This is a genomic window from Pseudoxanthomonas beigongshangi (genome assembly GCF_016820515.1).
In the GTDB taxonomy this organism is placed as follows: Bacteria; Pseudomonadota; Gammaproteobacteria; order Xanthomonadales; family Xanthomonadaceae; genus Pseudoxanthomonas_A; species Pseudoxanthomonas_A beigongshangi.
In genome coordinates this window covers 39510-59217 of the sequence record NZ_JADHDV010000013.1, presented here as the reverse complement: position 1 = coordinate 59217, position 19708 = coordinate 39510, and the positions used below count along the sequence as shown (strand labels likewise).

General features: G+C 68.4%; 26 protein-coding genes. 6 read left to right on the top strand and 20 right to left on the bottom strand.

Going from position 1 to position 19708, the window contains the following annotated elements; all coding sequences use genetic code 11:
• Window positions 1-108 precede the first annotated feature (108 nt).
• From IQ458_RS11275 to IQ458_RS11255, 5 genes are all read right to left on the bottom strand, one after another.
• Window positions 109-597, bottom strand: coding sequence for a TPM domain-containing protein (locus tag IQ458_RS11275; RefSeq protein ID WP_183638833.1), 489 nt, complete (start codon window positions 595-597; stop codon window positions 109-111).
• On the bottom strand, window positions 597-1493 hold the full coding sequence (locus IQ458_RS11270; RefSeq protein ID WP_183638835.1) for a TPM domain-containing protein: 897 nt from the start codon (window positions 1491-1493) through the stop codon (window positions 597-599). The genes IQ458_RS11275 and IQ458_RS11270 overlap by 1 nt, the downstream gene beginning before the upstream one ends.
• A gap of 18 nt (window positions 1494-1511) precedes the next feature.
• Window positions 1512-2168 (bottom strand): LemA family protein, encoded by a 657-nt coding sequence (locus tag IQ458_RS11265; protein ID WP_183638837.1) that lies wholly within the window; start codon window positions 2166-2168, stop codon window positions 1512-1514.
• A 166-nt stretch (window positions 2169-2334) separates the two neighbouring features.
• Window positions 2335-3084 (bottom strand): TerC family protein, encoded by a 750-nt coding sequence (locus IQ458_RS11260; protein ID WP_192197913.1) that lies wholly within the window; start codon window positions 3082-3084, stop codon window positions 2335-2337.
• 21 nt (window positions 3085-3105) lie between these two features.
• Window positions 3106-3498: a diacylglycerol kinase gene (locus IQ458_RS11255; RefSeq protein ID WP_183638840.1), complete on the bottom strand. Its 393-nt coding sequence runs from the start codon at window positions 3496-3498 to the stop codon at window positions 3106-3108.
• Between the two features lie 217 nt (window positions 3499-3715).
• Here IQ458_RS11255 and IQ458_RS11250 point away from each other — a divergent pair, with 217 nt between their 5' ends.
• Window positions 3716-4420 carry an SGNH/GDSL hydrolase family protein gene (locus IQ458_RS11250; protein ID WP_235996791.1) on the top strand — a complete coding sequence of 235 codons (705 nt, stop codon included), beginning with the start codon at window positions 3716-3718 and terminating at the stop codon, window positions 4418-4420.
• A gap of 105 nt (window positions 4421-4525) precedes the next feature.
• Window positions 4526-4999, top strand: coding sequence for a VOC family protein (locus tag IQ458_RS11245; RefSeq protein ID WP_203322867.1), 474 nt, complete (start codon window positions 4526-4528; stop codon window positions 4997-4999).
• A gap of 69 nt (window positions 5000-5068) precedes the next feature.
• On the opposite strand, the gene IQ458_RS11240 is transcribed toward IQ458_RS11245, so the two are convergent.
• The 7 genes from IQ458_RS11240 to IQ458_RS11210 form a co-directional block, all read right to left on the bottom strand.
• Window positions 5069-5446, bottom strand: coding sequence for a VOC family protein (locus IQ458_RS11240; RefSeq protein WP_183638846.1), 378 nt, complete (start codon window positions 5444-5446; stop codon window positions 5069-5071).
• A gap of 33 nt (window positions 5447-5479) precedes the next feature.
• The gene (locus IQ458_RS11235) at window positions 5480-6103 is read right to left on the bottom strand and encodes an RNA polymerase sigma factor (RefSeq protein WP_203322866.1); all 624 of its coding nucleotides are present in this window, start codon (window positions 6101-6103) and stop codon (window positions 5480-5482) included.
• Window positions 6104-6143: 40 nt separating this feature from the next.
• Window positions 6144-7379: an ABC transporter permease gene (locus tag IQ458_RS11230; protein ID WP_203322865.1), complete on the bottom strand. Its 1236-nt coding sequence runs from the start codon at window positions 7377-7379 to the stop codon at window positions 6144-6146.
• Entirely contained in the window at window positions 7376-8116 is a 741-nt protein-coding gene (locus tag IQ458_RS11225; RefSeq protein WP_318287662.1) for an ABC transporter ATP-binding protein, read from the bottom strand. Before IQ458_RS11225 ends, IQ458_RS11230 begins: the two co-directional genes overlap by 4 nt.
• A gap of 5 nt (window positions 8117-8121) precedes the next feature.
• Entirely contained in the window at window positions 8122-9639 is a 1518-nt protein-coding gene (locus IQ458_RS11220; RefSeq protein ID WP_203322863.1) for an efflux RND transporter periplasmic adaptor subunit, read from the bottom strand.
• A gap of 143 nt (window positions 9640-9782) precedes the next feature.
• The gene (locus tag IQ458_RS11215; RefSeq protein WP_203322862.1) at window positions 9783-11051 is read right to left on the bottom strand and encodes a sensor histidine kinase; all 1269 of its coding nucleotides are present in this window, start codon (window positions 11049-11051) and stop codon (window positions 9783-9785) included.
• A gap of 37 nt (window positions 11052-11088) precedes the next feature.
• Entirely contained in the window at window positions 11089-11790 is a 702-nt protein-coding gene (locus IQ458_RS11210) for a response regulator transcription factor (RefSeq protein ID WP_079724910.1), read from the bottom strand.
• A 125-nt stretch (window positions 11791-11915) separates the two neighbouring features.
• On the opposite strand from IQ458_RS11210, the gene IQ458_RS11205 reads away from it, so the two are divergent.
• On the top strand, window positions 11916-12254 hold the full coding sequence (locus IQ458_RS11205; protein WP_203322861.1) for a DMT family protein: 339 nt from the start codon (window positions 11916-11918) through the stop codon (window positions 12252-12254).
• A gap of 9 nt (window positions 12255-12263) precedes the next feature.
• Here IQ458_RS11205 and IQ458_RS11200 read toward each other — a convergent pair whose 3' ends face one another.
• On the bottom strand, window positions 12264-12875 hold the full coding sequence (locus tag IQ458_RS11200; RefSeq protein WP_203322906.1) for a TetR/AcrR family transcriptional regulator: 612 nt from the start codon (window positions 12873-12875) through the stop codon (window positions 12264-12266).
• 103 nt (window positions 12876-12978) lie between these two features.
• Here IQ458_RS11200 and IQ458_RS11195 point away from each other — a divergent pair, with 103 nt between their 5' ends.
• A complete protein-coding gene (locus tag IQ458_RS11195; protein ID WP_203322860.1) occupies window positions 12979-13590 on the top strand; it encodes an NAD(P)H-dependent oxidoreductase in 612 nt (203 codons plus the stop codon).
• A 10-nt stretch (window positions 13591-13600) separates the two neighbouring features.
• Here the strand turns inward: IQ458_RS11195 and IQ458_RS11190 are convergent, their stop codons facing one another.
• From IQ458_RS11190 to nudE, 5 genes are all read right to left on the bottom strand, one after another.
• Entirely contained in the window at window positions 13601-13903 is a 303-nt protein-coding gene (locus IQ458_RS11190) for an Mpo1-like protein (protein ID WP_192197920.1), read from the bottom strand.
• A gap of 93 nt (window positions 13904-13996) precedes the next feature.
• On the bottom strand, window positions 13997-14320 hold the full coding sequence (locus IQ458_RS11185) for a YnfA family protein (protein WP_203322859.1): 324 nt from the start codon (window positions 14318-14320) through the stop codon (window positions 13997-13999).
• Between the two features lie 34 nt (window positions 14321-14354).
• Window positions 14355-15182, bottom strand: a complete 828-nt coding sequence (gene mazG, locus IQ458_RS11180) for a nucleoside triphosphate pyrophosphohydrolase (protein ID WP_268963382.1) — start codon at window positions 15180-15182, stop codon at window positions 14355-14357.
• The gene (gene cysQ, locus IQ458_RS11175; RefSeq protein ID WP_141456020.1) at window positions 15166-15987 is read right to left on the bottom strand and encodes a 3'(2'),5'-bisphosphate nucleotidase CysQ; all 822 of its coding nucleotides are present in this window, start codon (window positions 15985-15987) and stop codon (window positions 15166-15168) included. Before cysQ ends, mazG begins: the two co-directional genes overlap by 17 nt.
• The gene (nudE, locus tag IQ458_RS11170; RefSeq protein WP_203322857.1) at window positions 15984-16538 is read right to left on the bottom strand and encodes an ADP compounds hydrolase NudE; all 555 of its coding nucleotides are present in this window, start codon (window positions 16536-16538) and stop codon (window positions 15984-15986) included. The genes cysQ and nudE overlap by 4 nt, the downstream gene beginning before the upstream one ends.
• A gap of 89 nt (window positions 16539-16627) precedes the next feature.
• Here nudE and bioA point away from each other — a divergent pair, with 89 nt between their 5' ends.
• Together bioA and IQ458_RS11160 are read left to right on the top strand one after the other, a co-directional pair.
• Entirely contained in the window at window positions 16628-18001 is a 1374-nt protein-coding gene (gene bioA / locus IQ458_RS11165) for an adenosylmethionine--8-amino-7-oxononanoate transaminase (RefSeq protein WP_203322856.1), read from the top strand.
• Window positions 17992-18729: a 16S rRNA (uracil(1498)-N(3))-methyltransferase gene (locus IQ458_RS11160; RefSeq protein ID WP_203322855.1), complete on the top strand. Its 738-nt coding sequence runs from the start codon at window positions 17992-17994 to the stop codon at window positions 18727-18729. The genes bioA and IQ458_RS11160 overlap by 10 nt, the downstream gene beginning before the upstream one ends.
• A gap of 16 nt (window positions 18730-18745) precedes the next feature.
• Here the strand turns inward: IQ458_RS11160 and IQ458_RS11155 are convergent, their stop codons facing one another.
• Window positions 18746-19096, bottom strand: a complete 351-nt coding sequence (locus IQ458_RS11155) for an EF-hand domain-containing protein (protein WP_183638873.1) — start codon at window positions 19094-19096, stop codon at window positions 18746-18748.
• Window positions 19097-19237: 141 nt separating this feature from the next.
• Window positions 19238-19705, bottom strand: a complete 468-nt coding sequence (locus IQ458_RS11150) for a chemotaxis protein CheW (RefSeq protein ID WP_141455773.1) — start codon at window positions 19703-19705, stop codon at window positions 19238-19240.
• Window positions 19706-19708 lie beyond the last annotated feature (3 nt).

Sequence of the window (19708 nt, the reverse complement as noted above, 5' to 3'; positions counted from 1 at the left end):
GCAGGGAATGCCCTATTTTGCCCCAGCCGGGTTGGCTTGCGCCGTCCGTCCCGCCCCGGGGACAGCCGGCGGCAAGGCTTGCGGCCGGACTCGCGTTCCGGTGCCGGCTCAGAAGACGTGCGGCTGGTTGGGCAGTTCGTCCTCATCCCGCTGGCTGCCATCCTGCGGAAAGAACGCCGCCAGCAGGTCCGACACCGCGGTGATGCCGCGGATCACCGCGGCTTCGGCTTCACCGGCGCGCAGACGCTCTTCCATCAGCTGGCAGACGCCGCGCCATTGCTCGTCGCTGACCCGGCCGCGCAGGCCGCGGTCGGCGACGATCTCGATGCGGTGATCGGCCAGCAGCAGGTAGATCAGCACGCCGTTGTTGGCTTCCGTGTCCCAGGTGCGCAGTCGCGCGAACGCTTCCAGCGCGCGCGCGCGGGCCTGCATGCCACGCACCACCGCAAGCAGGGGCAGATCCGCCTCCACCGCGAACATCACTTCGCCGCGATGGCGCTGTTCGCCCTGGTGGATGGCGTCGGCGATGCGCTGCAGGCTGTCGGCCGGGAACAAGCGGCGCGCGGAAGGCGGGAATAGATGCCGCAGCAGTCGCATCACCAGCTCCCCGAGGCGCCACCGCCTCCGGACATGCCGCCGCCACCGCCCCAGCCGCCTCCTCCGAAGCCACCGCCGCCGCCGAAACCTCCTCCGCCCCCCCAGCCGCCGCCACCGCCCCACCCACCCCAATCGCGATGGCGGGCATAACGGCCACCGGTGGAAACCGACAGCAGGCCGTAGATCAGGCCGAACACGCCGGCGATGCCGGCCACGGGAATCAGCGAGGACAGCAGGAATGCGGTGCCGCCGGCGGCACCGGCGGTGAACAACCCGCGGATGCCGGCGGGTGCACGCCCGAACACGCCACGCACGATGCTGGCGATGATGAAGGCGGCGAAGAGCGCGAACAGCCAGTCGCCGCCACGCGAACGCTCCGGCCGGTGGTCGCTGACTGGCGCCGGCAGTGCCTCGCCGTCGATGAGCTTGACCAGCACCGCGGTCGCGTCGGTGATGCCGCCGCCGTAGTCGCCGCCACGGAATTTCGGCACCAGGTATTCCTGGATGACCCGGTTGGCGATGGCGTCGGGAATCGCGCCTTCCAGGCCATAGCCGGGTTCGATGCGCACGCGCCGGTCGTTCTTGGCGACCAGCAGCAGCACGCCGTCGTCCACGCCCTTTCGTCCCAGCTTCCATTGCTCGAACACGCGCAGGGTGTACTGCTCGATGCTCTCCGGCTCGGTGCTCGGCACGATCAGTACCTGCAGCTGGCTGCCCTTGCGCTGCTGCAGGGCCAGTGCCTGCTGCTCCAGCTGCTGCTTCTGCGCGGCATCCAGGGTGCCGGTGGTATCCACCACCGGCGAGTCCAGGGCGGGAATGGCCGCCAGCTGCTGGGCCGCCGCCGGCAGCAGCAGGCAGCACCACAACAGCAGCCCGGACAGCGCGCGGCGCAGCATCGGCGCGTTCGCGGTCGGTCAGTTGGCCGGCGCGGGCGCGGGCTCCGGACCCGGCGGCTGGGCCGGCTGCGGCGCCTGCGGAGCCGGCGCCGGCGTGCCGAAGTCGACCTGCGGCGCCTGCTGGATCTGCGCCTCGTTCTCCACCGTGAAGTTCGGCTTTTCCTTGTAGCCGAAGATCTTGGCGGTGATCACCTGCGGGAACGAGCGGATGAAGGTGTTGTAGTCCTGCACGGTCTGGATGTACCGGCCGCGCGCGACGGTGATGCGGTTCTCGGTGCCTTCCAGTTGCGCCTGCAGATCGCGGAAGGACTGATCCGACTTCAGGTTCGGGTAGTTCTCGGTGACCACCAGCAGGCGCGACAGCGCGCTGGACAGTTCGCCCTGCGCCTGCTGGAACTGCTGCAGCGAGGCGGCATCGTCGGCGTTGACCTGGATCTGGCCGACCCGCGCGCGCGCGTTGGTGACGTCGGTCAGCACCTGCCGTTCCTGCTGGGCGTAGCCCTGCACGGTCTTGACCAGGTTGGGAATCAGATCGGCGCGGCGCTTGTACTGGTTGAGCACTTCCGACCAGCCGGCCTTGACCGCTTCATCCTTCTGCTGGATCGAGTTGTAGCCACAACCGGACAGCAGGGCCGCCAGGGCGACCAGTGCGAGCGAACGGACGAACAGGCGCATGACACCACTCCTTCGGCAGGGACGGCGGCATTGCAGCATCCGCCGGTGAAGGATGCAACCGCGCCGGCGCGGCGGCGGCACCACCGTTGCCGCCCCGTCAGCTACCCCCAAACGCCGACGCCCGGCGGAAGCCGGGCGTCGGGGAGACGGAAACGCCAGCGGCGGCTTACCAGTTGCCGGCGCCCGGGATGTGCTTCTGCGCGGCGCGGCGGCGCATCATCAGGTTCAGCCACTCGACCATCACCGAGAAGCCCATCGCGAAGTACACGTACGGCTTGGGCACGTGGATTTCCAGGCCATCCAGGATCAGCACCACGCCGATCAGCACGATGAACGCCAGCGCCAGCATCTTGATGGTCGGGTTGGCGTCGATGAAGCGGCCCAGCGGATTGGCCGCCAGCAGCATCACCGCCACCGCCAGCAGGATCGCCGCGACCATGATCGGAATGTGCTGGGCCATGCCGACCGCGGTGATGACCGAGTCCAGCGAGAACACGATGTCGATGATCGCGATCTGGGCGATGACCAGGCCAAACACCGCCGAAGCCTTGGTGGTGGACGGGTCCTCGTCCTCGCCGCCGGTGATCAGTTCCTTGATCTCCATGCCGCCCTTCACCAGCAGGAAGATGCCGCCCAGGATCAGCACCAGATCGCGGATGGAGATGCCCATGCCGGCGACGGTGAACAGGTCGTTCTGCATGCGCGCCAGGAACGCCAGCGACACCAGCAGCGCGATCCGGGTGATGCAGGCCACCGCGATGCCGAAGCGGCGGGCGGTCGGGCGCTGGTGGGCCGGAAGCTTGCTCACCGCGATCGAGATGAACACCAGATTGTCGATGCCCAGCACGATTTCCAGCGCGCTCAGCGTCACCAGGGTCAGCCAGACATTGGGGTCGGCCAGGAACTCGAGACTCATTCGATTTGCAACCTTGCTATATCAGGAGAAAAGTTCGGACAGGCGGGGCCAGAGAATCAGGCCCCAGCACAGCAATACGTTCATCATCAGCACGAACACCGCCGCCGAACCCATGTCCTTGGCGCGTCCGGCCAATTCGTGGTGCTCGGGCCCGTAGCGCTCGATTACCGCCTCGATCGCCGAGTTCAGCAGTTCGGCCGCCAGCACCAGCAGGCAACTGCCGATCAACAGCACCCGCTCCACCGCGGTGTCGCCCAGCCACAAGGCCAGCGGCGCCAGCACGATCAGCAGGTAGACCTCCAGCCGGAACGAGGATTCGTGCAGCCAGGCCGCGCGCAATCCCTGCATCGACCAGATCGCCGCCTTGAGGATGCGCCCGGGACCCCGGGGCATGTGTCCGATTTCGTCCGCCATTCCTGGATCTCCGGTCAGCCCGCGATACGGGCGGGCGGGCAATGCGGAAGGCGGGGCGTCGCGGCAGCGGGCATGGAGTGCGGAGGGTCCGTGAGAACCCCGATCTTGCCATATCGGGAGACCTTCCCGGCGCGTATCGGTTTGCCTTTGGCGGTCCCGGCTGGTTCACTGGCCCCTCTTCCCGTCCCGGAGACCCGCGCCGATGTCCCGTTTCCCGCTGCCCGCGCACCGCCTGGCCTGCCTGCTGTTGCCGGCCCTGCTGGCGCTCTCCGCTTGCGCCACCTGGTCCGACGGTTCCGGCCCGAAGCGGGCGCCGGCCATCCCTGCCGAGGTCTCCAACGCGGAGTGGGAGAAGGACATGCAGAGGTTCGCCGCCGAGGACGCCAGCCATCCCCCGCCGCAGAACGCGGTGCTGTTCGTCGGCAGTTCCTCGATCCGGATGTGGGAATCGCTGGCCCGGGATTTCCCCGACGCCACGGTCATCAATCGCGGTTTTGGCGGCTCGGAAATCCGCGATAGCACCTGGTACGCACCGCGCATCGTGCTGCCCTACAAGCCGGGAACGGTGGTGCTGTACGCGGGCGACAACGACCTCGCCAGCGGGCGCACGCCACGGCAATTGCACGACGACTTCGTCGCTTTCGCCGAACTCATCCATCGCAAGCTGCCGAAGACGCGCCTGGTCTACATCTCCACCAAGCCGAGCCCGTCCCGCGCGCACCTGCTCGACGCGCAACGCGAGGCCAACGCGCTGATCAAGGCCGAATCCGCGCGTCACGACTTCGTTTACATCGACGTGTTCACGCCGATGCTGGACGCGGACGGCAAGCCGCGCGAGGACCTGTTCCTGGCCGACCGGCTGCACATGAATCCAGCCGGTTACGCGATCTGGCGCGGGTTGCTGGCTCCCTACGTGAACTGAGCCTCGGGCGCACGGGCCCTTTCCGTTTTTCCGGACAGCGGCTTTCTAGACGGGGACATAACTCCCGCAGGCGTAGCGTCGGCCTCCCGCAGAGGAGACCCCTCCATGGCTACCACCACGTACCGGCCGCAGGGCTACCACAGCGTCACTTCCTACCTGATCGTCGACGACGCCGCCAAGGCGCTGGATTTCTACCGCGACGCCTTCGGCGCCGAGGAAATGTACCGGCTGCCGATGGGCGACCGCATCGGCCATGCCGAAACCCGCATCGGCGACACCGTGCTGATGCTGTCCGACGAATGGCCGGACATGAACGCCTTGTCGCCGAACACCCGCGGCGGCGCGACCTCGAGTTTCATGATCTACGTCGAGGACGCCGACGCCGCCTATGCGCGCGCGGTCAAGGCCGGCGCCCGCGCCGACCGTCCGGTCAAGCAGGAATTCTGGGGCGACCGCATCGGTTCGGTCGTGGACCCGTTCGGACACAAGTGGTCGCTGTCGACCCATGTCGAGGACGTCGCGCCGGAAGAAATGCAGCGGCGGATGGAAGCCTGGTCGCAACAGCAGGCATCCACCTGATGCATGCACGACGCGCCCGCGGATGCAGGATCCGCGGGCGGCGTCGCATCGACAGGCTCGTGCCCCGGATTATTTCCGGCGCGCCAGGCCTGCATCCTGGTGCAGGCTCAGCACATTGCGATCCGGATCGACGAAGTCCAGCGACAGCCCGCCGTCCGGCGATTCGCTGACCGGCACGACGATCTCCACGCCGCGCCCGGCCAGCGCCTCGGCGTAGTCGTCGATGCCGCCGTCCAGGCTGAACACCACCACCGGCGATTCGCCGGGGCGGACCGCCTGGACGATGAACACCAGGGTCAGCTCGCCGACCTCGGCCAGCGCGAACGGGCCGTCATGGCCGTCGATCGCGTTGACCGGCAGGCCGAGGGTGTCGCGGTAGAAAGCGACCGAGCGGGCCAGATCACTGACGAAAAAGACGATGGCGCCGACCTTGCATTGGGAAAGCATGGGAGTCCTCCTTGTGGTTGTTTGTGGTCCCGTCTATCCGTTGCCGCCGGGACGCCAGGTGTGACCGGGACGGCGGATCACCAGCAGGTGGCCGTCGACATCATGGGTGGCCAGTCCGGCGCCGGCGCCGAGCGCGGCCCGGAGCCCGCGGCGGATCAGGCCGAACTGGAGATCCACGCTGCGCGCCGGATCGCGCACGTAGGCCATGGCCAGGCTCTCCGCGCGCGCGGCGGGCGGCAGTTCGCCGAGCGCCTTGCGGATGCGGCTGAGCCGCTGGCGGAACGCCTCGGGCGACAGCGCCAGGATCCAGCGGATTTCATCGGCCGACAGGCCATGCAACGCCAGCACGGCCACCCGCCGCAGGCTGGCGGGCCAGGCGTGCAGCCATCCGGGAACCGCCGGGGATTCCATCCCGGCCGTCGCTTCCCCGGACGGGTCGTCGTCCGCGACCAGCGCCTCGCGGCGACGGCGGCGCACCGCCGTGCGCGCCTGCATCGCGGCCAGGTTGCGCATCGTCCCGGCCAGCCAGGGTGCATCGGCGCGGCCGGCGGCCAGGGCCGCGGCCAGGGTGTCCTGCACCAGATCCTCGGCGTCGGCGGCGGAGCGCGCCAGCCGGCGCGCCTGCGAACGCAATTCGCGATAGGTCTCCAGATCCATCCGCCGATGATGCCGCAGAAGCGTGGCCGGCGGAGCCGGCCTACTGCGAGCGCAGCGCCTCGATCGGATCCAGCTGGGACGCCTTGCGTGCCGGGTAGTAGCCGAAGAACAGGCCGGTGGCCACCGAGAAGCCCGCGGCCAGGCCGATGACCTGCCCGTTCAACGCCACCGGCAGCTCGCTGAACTTGCCCACCAGCAGCGCGCCGACGATGCCGATGGCGATGCCGAGCACGCCACCGATCAGCGAGATCAGCATGGCCTCGGCCAGGAACTGCCTGCGCACATCGCTCGGTCCGGCACCGACCGCCATGCGCAGGCCGATCTCGCGGATGCGCTCGGTCACCGACACCAGCATGATGTTCATGATGCCGATGCCGCCGACGATCAGCGAGATGGTCGCGACCGCACCCAGCAGCAGCGACATCAGGCGGGTGGTGGCGGTGCGCGTGGCGACGATTTCGGAAATGTTGCGGACGTTGAAGTCGTCATCCTCGCCCGGCGCGATCTTGTGCCGCTGGCGCAACAATGCCTCGACTTCGCCCTGCACGTAGCCAAGATCCTTGGCGTCGGCCACGGTGAGCGCAATCTGCATCACCGCGCTGGGCGGCAGGCCCATCGAACCCATCAGCCGGCGGCGCGCGGTTTCCAGCGGCACCATCATTACGTCGTCCTGGTCCTGGCCGAAACCACCCTGCCCCTTCGGCGCCAGCGTGCCGACCACGGTGAATGGCACCCGGCCGATGCGCACGGTCTGGCCGATGCCGGTTTCCTCGCCGAACAGTTCGCGACGCACGGTCTCGCCCAGGATCACCACCTTGCCGGCGCCGCTGTAGTCCTGCGCATCGAAACCGTCGCCGTTAGCGATTGTCCAACTGTTGATGTCGAAGTAGTCCGGCTGCACACCCTGCCAACTGCTCGACCAGTTGTTCTCGGCATACACGACCTGGCTGCTGCCGCGCAGCGCGCCGGCGACGTACTGCACCTCCGGGATTTCGTTGCGGATGGCGTCGACGTCTCCCTCGCGCAGGGTGAAGAAGCTGCTCCCGCTCATGCGCACGCCGCCACCACTGCGGCCGGCACCGGGGTTGATGTCCAGTCGCTGCGAGCCCAGGCCGGACACCAGCTTGTCGATTTCCGCCTGGGTGCCCTGGCCGACCGAAACCATCACGATGACCGCGGCGATGCCGATGATCACGCCCAGCGAGGTCAGCGCGCTGCGCATCCAGTTGCCACGCAAGGCGAAGATCGCGGTGCGCAGAATGTCGGTGAAGTTCATGGGCTGCTTTCCCCCAATCCCGAATCCCGTTTCCCGAATCCCGGCTCCTCATGCAACTCGCCGTCGCGCATGACCAGGATGCGATCGGCGTGGGCGGCCACATCGGCGTCGTGGGTGATCAGGATGACCGTGTGGCCTTCGTCGCGCAGGCGCTTGAACAGCGCCAGGATTTCCTCGCCGGTGCGGCTGTCGAGTGCGCCGGTGGGTTCGTCGGCCAGGATGATCGGTGGTTCGTTGATCAGCGCGCGGGCGATCGCCACGCGCTGCTGCTGGCCGCCCGACAGTTCGCTGGGCCGATGGCCGCCGCGCTCGGCCAAGCCCACGGCCGCCAGCGCCTTGCGCGCGCGTTCGGTGCGCTCGTGCGGAGGCACCTGCGCATAACCCAGCGGCATCGCGACGTTCTCCAGCGCGTTCATCCGCGGCAGCAGGTTGAAGCCCTGGAACACGAAACCGATCTTGTCCCGGCGCAGCACCGCCAGTTCCTCCGCGTCCAGCGTCGCCACATCGACGCCGTCGCAGTGGTAGGTGCCGGAAGAAGGCGTGTCCAGGCAACCGATCAGGTTCATCAGGGTCGACTTGCCGGAGCCAGACGGTCCCATGATGGCGACGAAATCGCCCCGGCCGATGCGCACGTCCACGCCCTTGAGCGCGACCACCTCGGCTTCGGTGCCGGGCGAGTAGACCTTGCTCAACGCCCGCGTCTGGATCACCGGCACCTCGCCGGCGGACGTATTCATGGCACTCATTCCTTGGCGCGCTCGCCGACGATGACCTGATCACCGGCCTTCAGGTTGCCCGCGACCTCGGTCGCGCTGCCGTCGCTGGCGCCCAGCCGCACCATGATCCGTTCCGGCTTGCCGGCCACCAGCTTGTACAGCGGCGCGCGCTTGGCCGACAGCAGCGCCTTGAGTTCGTTGTCCCAGCGCTGCTGCTGCGCGGGCTCCAGGCTGGCGCGGAACGCGGCGAAGTCCTGCTGGAAGCGTTCGGCCATGCGCTGGCGCTGTTGCGCCTGCATCGCGCCGCCGTTGCCGCCGCTGGTCACCATGCGCGGGCCCCCACCGGGCCCGCCGGCGAACAGGCGGTTGCCGCCATCCTGCTGGGCCTGGGCCATCCGCGCGGCCTGCCGATCGCGTACCGCCTTCACCGCCGCGTCGAACGCGGCGCGCTGTTCGGGCTTCAGTTGCAGGCTGCCGGCGATACGCTCCATGTCCTCGGTGACGCCGCCGCCACGAACCTGCGCCATCTGCGGGGCACCCTGCGCCTGCTCATCCTCGGTGGTGGGCTTGTAGCGCAGCGCCGCGTTGGACACCTTGAGCACGTTGTCGCGCTTGCTGACCTCGATCTCGGCGTTGACGGTCAGGCCCGGCAGCAGGATCTCGTCGGCGTTGTCCACGGTCACGACCACCGGATAGGTCACCACGTTGTTGGTGGTGGTGGCGGCCAGGCGCACCTGTTCGACCAGGCCCTTGAACTGGCGATCCGGAAAGGCGTCGACGCTGAAGGACACGGTCTGCCCGACCTTGACCTGGCCGATGTCGGCCTCGTCCACCGCCAGTTCGATCTTCATCTTGCGCAGATCCTCGGCGATGGTGAACAGCTCCGGCGCCTGCAGGCTGGCGGCCACGGTCTGGCCCGGCTCGATGCTGCGGGTCAGCACGACGCCATCGACGGGCGAGCGGATTACCGTGCGTTCCAGGTTGACCCGGGTGGTCTGGGTGGAGGCGGTCTGCTGGCGGATCTGCGCCTGGGCGGAGTTGAGTTGCGCGCGGGCCTGGTCGAGCGCGGCGCGCGCCAGATCCACGTCGCTCTGCGCCACCAGCTTCTGCTGGCCGAGATCGGCCTTGCGGCGGTAGTCCAGCTCGGCGTTGCGCAGGGTCGCCTGGGCCTGCGCCAGCGAAGCGCGCGCGGCGGCGATCTGCGCGGTGCCCTGTTCGATCTGGGCCTCGTAGGTCTTGGGGTCGATGCGGGCGAGCACGTCACCCTTCTTCACCGGGCTGTTGTAGTCCACCAGCACGTCGGTCACCTGGCCCGAAATCTGGCTGCCGACGGTGACGGTGGAGATGGCGCTCAGGGTACCGGTGGCCGAGATCGCCACCCGGATGTTGCCCCGCTCGACCTGGGCGGTGCGGTAGGTGCCCTCTTCGGCCTTGGCCTGGCGTCCCTTCCAGTACCAGGCGCCCGCGCCAAGGATGGCGAGGACGGCGATGCCGAGGACGATGCGGGAAATCAGCGTGGAACGACGGCGGGACGGCTGGCTCATGCGGGCAAGTCGGCAATGTCGGTGGAGAGGTATGGGCCCATTAACGCACGCCGGGCACGGCGGTTGACAGCGCATGGACGGCGGCCGCGCCCGTTGGGCTGCCGCTCATTTTTCCCTTCCCGTGGATGCTCAGGTAGAGATGCTCAGGTGAAGCGGATGGTCGCGGCCGTGCCCTTGCCCAGTTCACTCTCGAACTCGATCTTCCAGCCAAACCGGTCGCACAGCCGGCTGACAATCGACAGGCCCAGCCCGCTCCCGCGCGGACGGGATGGATCGGCGCGATAGAACGGCTCGAACACCCGCTCCATCGATTCGGCGGACATGCCGATGCCGGTGTCCTTGACGATCACCCGGTCGGCCTCGACCAGCACGTCGATACGGCCGGTGTCCGTGTAGCTGCACGCGTTGCGCAGCAGGTTGCTGACCACCACCTGGAACACCCGCGGCGGTGCGTGCAGGCGGGGCTTGGCCACGCAGGTGACCTCCAGGTCGACCGGCTTGCCGATCAACAGCGCGCGCGCATTCTCGGCTTCGTCCAGCACGATGTCGGCGACATCGAAATCCTCGCGTTGCGGCTCGACCTCGGCCTCGCGGGCGAGGATCAGGAAGGCATCGATCACCGCTTCCATGTCGCGGCCGGCGCGCTGGATGCGTTGCAGTGAACGCACCACCCGCGGCGAGGCCTCCTCGGCCATGGCCATATCGCTGGCGACCCGGATCACGGTCAGCGGGGTGCGCAGCTCATGGCTGGCGTCGCGGGTGAAGTCGCGCTCGCGCGCCACGTGCGAGGCCACGCGCTGGGCCAGGCCGTGCAGCGCCGACGCGAGTTGTCGGGCCTCGCCCTGCACCTCGGCCGGCAGGCGATCCGGCGCCAGCCCGCTGACGTCGGGCCGGCGCGGATCCCATTCGGCCACCTGCCGCGCCAGCCAGCTGACCGGCGACACCAGCCGCTTGGACGCCCGGTAGGTCAGCCACGACACCACGTAGATGGCGATCAGGGTCAGGATGATCGGCAGGGTGCCGAAGTAGAACGCCAGCCGTTCGGCCTGCGAACGCAGGAACACCAGGTACAGCCGACCGGCGTGCTGCTCGTCCACCAGCACCAGCATGTCGTCGTCCTTGAGCTCGTGGAAACCGGGCTTGAGGCCGCGCAGGTTGTCCGGCAACACCAGGTTGGAGTGGCCCTTGACCACCAGGTAGCCACGCAGGTTGTGGGTGTTCGGCGGCGGCTGCGCGGTGGAGGCGTCGTACAGCTCCCAGAAATGGGTCGCCTCCTCCTGCAAGGCGGTGTTCATCAGGCTGTGCTTGATGACCGCCGAGATCAGGTAGACGCCCAGCACGATCGCCAGGCTCACCATCACCGCCTGCAGGATGAAGGCAATGCGTAGCTTTCGCGGCAACCCCTGCGGCATGACGGCTCCCCTCCCCGGCCGGATTATGCCGTGGCCCTCAGCCGATGTCCGCGATCCGATAGCCGGCGCTCTGGACGGTATGCAGCAGCGGCTTGTCGAACGGCTTGTCGATCACCTTGCGCAGGTTGTAGAGGTGGCTGCGCAGGGTGTCCGAGTCCGGCAACCCGTTGCCCCAGATTTCGCGCTCGATTTCCTGCCGGGTGACCACCCGCGGCGATTCGCGCATCAGGATGGTCAGCAGGCGCAGGCCGATCGGCGACAGCATCAGCTCGTTGCCACCGCGGGTCGCGCGCATGCTCACCGGGTCGAGCACCAGATCGGCGACCTTCAGTACTTCGGCGCCGACCTGCCTGCGCTCGCGCCGGATCAGCGCGCGCAGGCGCGCTTCCAGTTCCTGGATGGCGAAAGGCTTGGTCAGGTAGTCGTCGGCGCCGGAACTGAGCCCGGTCAGCTTGTCGTCCAGGGTGTCTCGGGCGGTCAGCATCAACACCGGCGTGGACTTGCGCGCTTCATTGCGCAGCTTCTTGCAGACTTCCATGCCGTCCATGCGCGGCAGCATCAGATCCAGCACGACCACGTCGTAGCTGTTCTCGGTGGCCAGCCGGTAGCCGTCCAGTCCGTCCGAGGCGTAATCGACCTCGAATCCCCGACCTTCCAGATACTCGCCGACCATTTCCGAAATGTTGCGGTTGTCTTCGACAACCAGGACCAGTCCCGCGGTTTCCTGTGAATGGCGCATATGAGGCTCCTGTGCTTCAGGTTTGTGAAGCTACCCGGCCCCAGGTTGAGGTCACGTGAAGGGAAACCCTGCCATTCAGCCGCCAGTGAAGCTAGGCTTGCGCGTCCTCCCGCCGACTCCCTCCCATGCTCGCCCGCATCCTGCCCCTGCTGCTGCTGCTCGGCTCCAACGTCTTCATGACCTTCGCCTGGTACGGGCATCTCAAGTACCGCAGCACACCGCTGCTGCTGGCCATCTTCGCCAGCTGGGGCATCGCCTTTTTCGAGTACACCCTGATGGTGCCGGCCAACCGCCTGGGCAGCACCGTCTACTCGGTGGTGCAGCTGAAGACCATCCAGGAAATCCTGACCCTGGTGGTGTTCGCCGGCTTCTCCACCTGGTACCTGGGCCAGCCGCTGAAGTGGAATCACTACGCCGCGTTCGCGCTGATCGTCGGCGCCGCGTTCCTGATGTTCTACGAGTAAGCCGGGACGCTAGGCCGGCATGTCTTCGCCACGCTGCACGATCGCGATGACCAGGTCGGCCAGCGCATGCCGCGCCTGCGCCGCGTCGATGGCGCCCGCCGCCGCCGCGTAGGACAGCGATTCCGCCGCGCCCAGCAAGGCCCAAAGACTGGCCGCCGGCAGCGCGCGACGTGGCGCGAACGGCGCCAGCAGACCATGGCATTTGGCCATGAAGGCGCCCTGGTACTCGCGCTTGATCCGCTCCATTTCCGGCGAACCCGTCAACGCGGCGACCACGCCCGGAATCTCGCGCCCCTGCGACAGCACGCAGTCCACGAAACAGGACGCGATGATGTGCGCGCGCGCGGGAAGGTCTTCGGCCCCGTGGCGGAGCGCCTCGTCCATCAGCGCTGATTGGCGCGCATCAAAATCCTGGTAGAGCGCGGCCAGCAGGCCGGCACGGGTGCCGAAGTGGTCGTACACGACCGGCTTGGTTACGCCGGCCGCTTCCGCCAAGCGTCCCAGCGACAGGGCCTCGGTGCCCTCTTCGCCGATCAGGCGCCAGGAGGCATCGAGCAGTTGCCGGTAGCGATCTTCGCGCGCGAGCCGCCGGCGCGGGGCGGGCGTGTCGGCGGCGGGAATCTCCCGGGTGGCTTTCCGGCGGCTTGACATCGTTATATACCAAAAGTAAGTTACGTTTCGTAAGTTACTCGAAGTATATACCCGTCCCCTCCCGGAGTTCGCCGTGCATGCCCTGATCGTCACCGCCCATCCGTTGTCCCAATCGTTCACCCATGCCGTGGCCGGCCGGCTGGCCGATGGCGTGGAGGATGCCGGGCACACCGCCGAGATCGCCGACTTGGCCAGGGAAGGCTTCGATCCCCGCTTCACCGCGACGGATATCGCCCGTTTCCTCCAGCAGGGACCGGCCGACGCCGACGTGCTGGCAGAGCAGGCGCGCATCGATCGCGCCGATGCGCTGGCCCTGGTGTACCCGGTCTACTGGTGGTCGATGCCCGGCCTGCTCAAGGGCTGGATCGACCGGGTGTTCTCGCAGGGCTGGGCCTACCAGGAAAGGGAGGGGCGCGACGAGCGCAGGCTGGGCCGGCTGAGCGTGCACCTGTTGGCGATCGGCGGCGCCGACATGCGGACCTATGCGCGCCACGGCTACTTTGGCGCCATGCGCACCCAGATCGATCACGGCATCTTCGAGTACTGCGGCGCGCGGGTGTCCACGTCCGAATTGCTGGCGCCGCTGGGAGACGAAGCGCCCGCGCGGCATCTGGCGACCGCCTTCGATATCGGCCGCCGCCTGTTCGCCCCCCACCGGGAGCGCGGCCTGGCCGAGGTGGCCTGAGCGCGCAGGCTCAGAAGCGAATCCTGCCGGTCAGGATGTCCTTGAACATCACCCAGTCGCCGGCGAAGGAATAGAACGGATGGCGGAAGGTGGCCGGGCGGTTCTTCTCGAAAAAGAAATGCCCCACCCAGGCGAAACCGTAGCCGCAGAACAGCGCGGCCAGCAACCACCAGAAGTTGCCCGAGGCGAACGCCCAGGCGACCAGCAGCAGCACGCCGCAGCTGCCGACGAAGTGCAGCCGCCGCGAAGTGCGGTTGCTGTGCTCGCTCAGATAGAACGGATAGAACTCGCGGAAACTGGCGAAACGGCCCATGGTTCGCTCTCCCGACCCTGGTGCGCCCCGGTGCGCGGCGATCGCCGGAGATGATGGCGCCGCGCGGTGGCCGGCGCAACGCCGCGCTGGAATTCAGCCCGTCCGCGGCGCGAACATGATCACCACCATGCCGAGCAGGCACAGCCCCGCGCCCAGCAGATCCCAGCGCGTCGGCTTGACCGCGTCGACCGCCCACAGCCAGCCAATCGCGATGGTGACGTAGACGCCGCCGTAGGCCGCGTAGACGCGACCGGAGGCAGTGGGGTGCAGGGTCAGCAACCAGGCGAACAGGGCCAGGCTGGCGGCCGCGGGCACCAGCAGCCAGGCGCTGCCGCCCTTGCGCAGCCACAGGTACGGCAGATAGCAGCCGACGATTTCCGCCAGCGCGGTGATGACGAACAGCAGCAGGGTCTTCATGTGTCCCCTCCTTCGCCGGCACCGATACGGAAACTCACTCCGGCGTGCCCCGCTCGCGCTGCTTGGCCTGCTGCCAGAGCGCTTCCTGCCGCTCCAGCGGGAGATCCTTCATTGCCTCGCCGCGCTCGCCCGCGATGGCTTCCATCGCCCGGAAGCGGCGTTCGAACTTGAGGTTGGCGCGACGCAGCGCCGCGCCGGGATCGACCTTGGCATGGCGCGCCAGGTTGGCGGCGACGAACAGCAGGTCGCCGATCTCGTCCTCAAGCCGATCATGGTTGGACACGACATCGCCCTGCGCCAGCTCGGCCTGCACTTCGCCGATTTCCTCGTGAAGCTTGTCAATCACCGGCGCCGGGCCGGGCCAGTCGAAACCGACCCGCGCCGCGCGCGACTGCAATTTCACCGCGCGCTGCCACTCCGGCAATCCGCGCGAAATGCCGGCCAGCGCGGACGTGTCGGCGTTGCCGGCGGCGGCGCGCTCGGCCTGCTTGATCGCTTCCCAGTTGCGGGTCTGCGCTTCGGCATCCTCGAAACTGGCTTCGCCGAACACGTGAGGATGGCGCCGGATCATCTTGTCGCAGATCGCCGCGACCACGTCCGGGAACGCGAACGCGCCCTGCTCCTTCGCCATTTGCGCATGGAACACGACCTGCAGCAGCAAGTCGCCCAGTTCGTCCTTCAGATCCTCCAGATCGCCACGGTCGATCGCGTCGGCGACTTCGTACGCTTCCTCGATCGTGTACGGCGCGATGGTGGAGAAGTCCTGCTCCAGATCCCACGGGCAACCGCCGTCGGGATTGCGCAGGCGCGCCATGATGTCGAGCAGTTCGCGGATGTCGCGCGGATCAGGCAGTCTGTTCAACGGCGCCGTCCTCCAGCCATTCGCGCCACGGCAGCGCGGGATCGCCCAGGGCGATGAAATCGCCATTGAGCAGGGTCTCGCGGCGGTTGTAGCGGAATGCGCGTCCATCCGGCGCCAGCAGCGCGCCGCCTGCGGCTTCCAGCACGCACTGCGCGGCGGCGGTATCCCATTCCGAGGTCGGCCCGAAGCGCGGATACACGTCCAGCGTGCCTTCGGCGATGCGGCAGAACTTCAGCGACGAACCCAGCCCCACCAGTTCGATGTCGCCCATCCGCGCCAGCACCGACTCGGTGCGCGCGTCGCGGTGCGAACGGCTGGCGGCCACCCGCAGCGGCGCCTTGGCCGGCGCGCGGCTGCGCAACTGTTCGTCCACCTGGCCGCGCCGCCGATATGCGTGGCGGCCGCGTTCGGCATGCCAGATCTCGCCGGTGACCGGCGCCTGCACCACACCGAAGATCGGGATGTGCTGTTCGATCAGCGCGATGTTGACGGTGAACTCGCCATTGCGCTTGATGAACTCGCGGGTGCCGTCCAGCGGATCAACCAGCCAGTAGGTCGGCCAGGCGCAGCGGGTCTGCCAGGGGATGTCGGCCGCTTCCTCCGACAGCACCGGCCATTCCGGCGTCAGCCGGCGCAGGCCCTCCGAGATCACCCGGTGTGCGGCCAGGTCGGCCGCGGTCAGCGGGCTGTCGTCGGCCTTGCGGGTGACGTCGAAGCCCTGTTCGTACACCGCCATGATCGCCTCGCCGGCTTCGCGGGCGATGACGAGTACGGCTTCGTGCAGGTCCGAGGTCATCCGGCTCATGCCGAGGTACGCAGCCATTCGCGGGCGATGAACAACGCGGCCAGCGAACGACCTTCCGAAAAATCCTCGCGCAGCATCAGCTGGTCGAGGGCATCAAGCTTCCACGGCACTACTTCCAACTCCTCGGGTTCGTCTCCGGGCAAGCGCTCCGGATACAGATCTCGTGCGACCACCAGCCAGGACTGGTGGCTCATGTACAGGGGCGCCTGGGTCAGGCTGCGCAGCACGTCGACGCGACGCGCGCCGTAGCCGGCTTCTTCCTTGAGTTCGCGATCGGCGGCCTGTTCCGGCGTTTCGCCGGCGTCGATGCGACCCTTGACCAGGCCCAGCTCGTAACGATGCACGCCGGCGGCGTACTCGCGCACCAGCAGCACGGTGTCGTCGTCGATCAGCGGCACCACCACCACCGCGCCATGCCCTTCCGCGCGAACGCGATGGAAGCGCCGGCGCTCGCCGTTGCTGAACTCCAGATCGAGTTCCTCGACGTTGCGCTCCAGCGGACCGCCGGATCGCTCGGCCACGCCGTGGATGATCGGCAGGCGCCGGCTCATGGCTGCGCTCCGCGGACAGGAACCGGGCGACGGAAGGGCAGGCACGCCGATATCATGGCGGGATGGCGGAAACGAATCATGAAACCCGAATGCTAGCAGAGGCCGACGCCTGGCGTTCGCGCGATCTCGCGGTCCTGTGGCATCCGTGCACCCAGATGCGCGAGCATCCCCATACCTTGCCGTTGGTTCCCATCGCCCGGGGCGAAGGCGCCTGGTTGATCGGCCAGGACGGACGGCGCTATCTGGACGCGGTCAGCAGTTGGTGGACCAACCTGTTCGGCCATGCCGAACCGCGCATCGCGGCCGCCATCGCACGCCAGGCCGGGCAACTGGAACAGGTGATCCTGGCCGGCTTCAGCCACCCGCCCGCGGTGGAACTGGCCGAGCGCCTGCTGGCGCTGGCGCCGCGGCAACCCGGACGTGCGCCATTGGCGAAAGTGTTCTATGCCGACAACGGTTCGGCCGGGGTGGAAGTCGCCCTGAAGATGGCCTTCCACTACTTCCACAATCGCGGCGAGGCGCGGCGGACGAAGTTCATCGCGCTGGAGAACGGCTACCACGGCGAAACCCTGGGGGCGCTGGCGGTCGGCGACATTCCGCTGTACCGGCGCATCTATGCGCCGCTGCTTGCCGAAGCGCTGTTCACGCCCTCGCCCGACGCCTGGCAGGCCGAACCGGGCGAGAGCGACGCCGATGTCGCCGCGCGCGCGGCCGATGCCTTGGCGGACCTGCTCGACCGCCACCCCGGTGAAATCTGCGCGCTGATCCTGGAGCCGCGGGTGCAGTGCGCCGGCGGCATGCGCATGCACCATCCGGATTATCTGCGACGCGCACGCGAACTCTGCGATGCGCACGGCGTGTTCCTGATCGCCGACGAGATCGCGGTCGGCTTCGGTCGCACCGGCACCTTGTTCGCCAGCGAACAGAGTGGCGTCATGCCGGATCTGCTATGCCTGTCCAAGGGCCTGACCGGCGGCTTCCTGCCGCTGGCCGCGGTGCTGGCCACGCAGGCGATCTACGACGCGTTCCTCGATGATTCCCGCGAACGCGCCTTCCTGCACTCGCACAGCTACACCGGCAACCCGCTGGCCTGCGCAGCCGCGCTGGCGAGCCTGGACATCTTCGCCCAGGATGGCGTGCTGGCCCGCAATCGGGCCACCGCCGGCCGCATGGCGGCGCTGGCCGCGCCGCTGAAGGAATTGCCCTGGGTCGCCGACGTGCGCCAGGCCGGCATGATCCTCGCGATCGAGCTGACCCGCGACGGCGATCGCCGCCATCCGTTCGAATCCGGTCGGCGCATCGGCCTGCACGCCTACCGCGCGGCGCTGGCCCGCGGCGTGGTGCTGCGGCCGCTCGGCGACGTGCTGTACTGGATGCCGCCCTATTGCGTGGACGAGGCGCAGCTCGAACTGCTGGCTGCCACCACCCGTGCCGCCATCGAGGAGGCCATCGCATGCGCCTGACCCGTTGCCACGTCGACCTGCCGCTGGCGCCGGCGCGGACCTTCGCGCTGCCGGAGTCCGCAGCCAACCATCTCGGCCGGGTCCTGCGCCTGCGCGAAGGCGACGAGTGCGTGCTGTTCAACGGCGACGGCCAGGACTACGCCGCCCGCCTGGTCGAGGTGAGCAAGCGCGAGGTGCGCGCCGAAATCCTGTCCGCGCTGCCGGTCGATCGCGAATCGCCATTGCGGTTGACCCTGATCCAGGGCATCGCCCGCGGCGAGAAGATGGATCTGATCCTGCAGAAGGCGACCGAACTCGGCGTCGCCCGGTTCCAGCCGGTGAACGCCGAGCGCACCGAAGTGAAGCTGGATGCCGAACGCCTGGACAAGCGGGTGGCGCACTGGCGCAGCGTGATCGTGTCGGCCTGCGAGCAAAGCGGCCGCGGCCGGGTACCGGAACTGGCGCCGCCGGCCGGGCTGATGCAGGCGGCGCAGGCGTGCGCGGCGTCCGACCTGCGGCTGCTGCTGGATCCGGTCGGCGAGCTGTCCCTCGCCGCGATGACCTTGCCGCCCGACGCCGGCGTTGTCGTCGCCATCGGGCCGGAGGGCGGCTGGTCGCCGCGTGATCGCGAGATCCTGCTGGCGTCCGGATTCCAGGGCATGCGGCTGGGGCCGCGCATCCTGCGCACGGAAACCGCCGGCCTGGCCGCGATCGCGGCCTTGCAGGCGCGTTTCGGCGATCTCGCCTAGGCGCGAGTCACGCGTCTCATCGCCAGGCGGCCAGTTCCTCGGCGCTGATGCGGCCGTCGTGGTTGCGATCGACCAGCTTGAATTCGCTCGCCAGCGCGTGGCCCTCCGGCACTTCGTCGCGGCTTACCACGCCATCGCCGTTGCGATCGAGATCGGTCACGGTGACCCGGTAATCGGCGGCGTTGGGCAGCGCTTCCGGCTGTCCCCAGCGCACGGTGACCGGGCCGCTCTGCTCCTGCAGCTGACGGCTCTGGCCGCCGCCGTGATAGGCGGTCAGCGATTCGGTGCGCACCGGCTGCGGGGATGCCTGCTGGGCAACGGCCTGCGCGGCCAGCAGCCAAAGGGGAAGAAGGATCCAGGCTTTCATGACGGCCTCCCGTTTCGCGGTGGACAAGCTGCGCTCGGCAGCACGATCACGCTGTCACCGCCGCCGCAAACCGGGCGTGAATGCGTGTCGCCGCGCCAGCGCAAGTTCAGCGCGGTGGAAACCGCGTGAACGGGTGTGCGCTCAGGCCGCCTGCAGCGCCTCGTGGATGCGATCCTCGACCAGTTGCAGGTCCGGCAGGATCGCGACCTCGTCGCCGAGCAGCACGCGTACCTGCACGCCCGCCGGCAGCTCTTCCTCGGTCGCGTCGGCCAGCAGCCCGTCGCGCGGCACCGAGACCAGACGCGGGAACGATGGCGTCAGCAGCGCGTAGTAAGGCAGCTCGGCACGACCGCCCAACGCTTTCAGCACCACGATCTTGTTGTTGGCCTGCGCCGTTTCGCCGCCCAGTCCGGTCAGCCGGGCGAAGGCGACCAGCGGCACCCGCCAGCCGTGCCAGTCGATGGCGCCCGCCAGCCAGGCGGGCGCACCCTCGATCGGCATGATCGGTGCGCGCGAAAGCACTTCGGCGATCGTCGCGTTGGGCAACAGCAGGCGGTCATCGCCGCTCTGTACCAATACGCCACGGATCTCGTCGTTCGAATGTGCCATGCG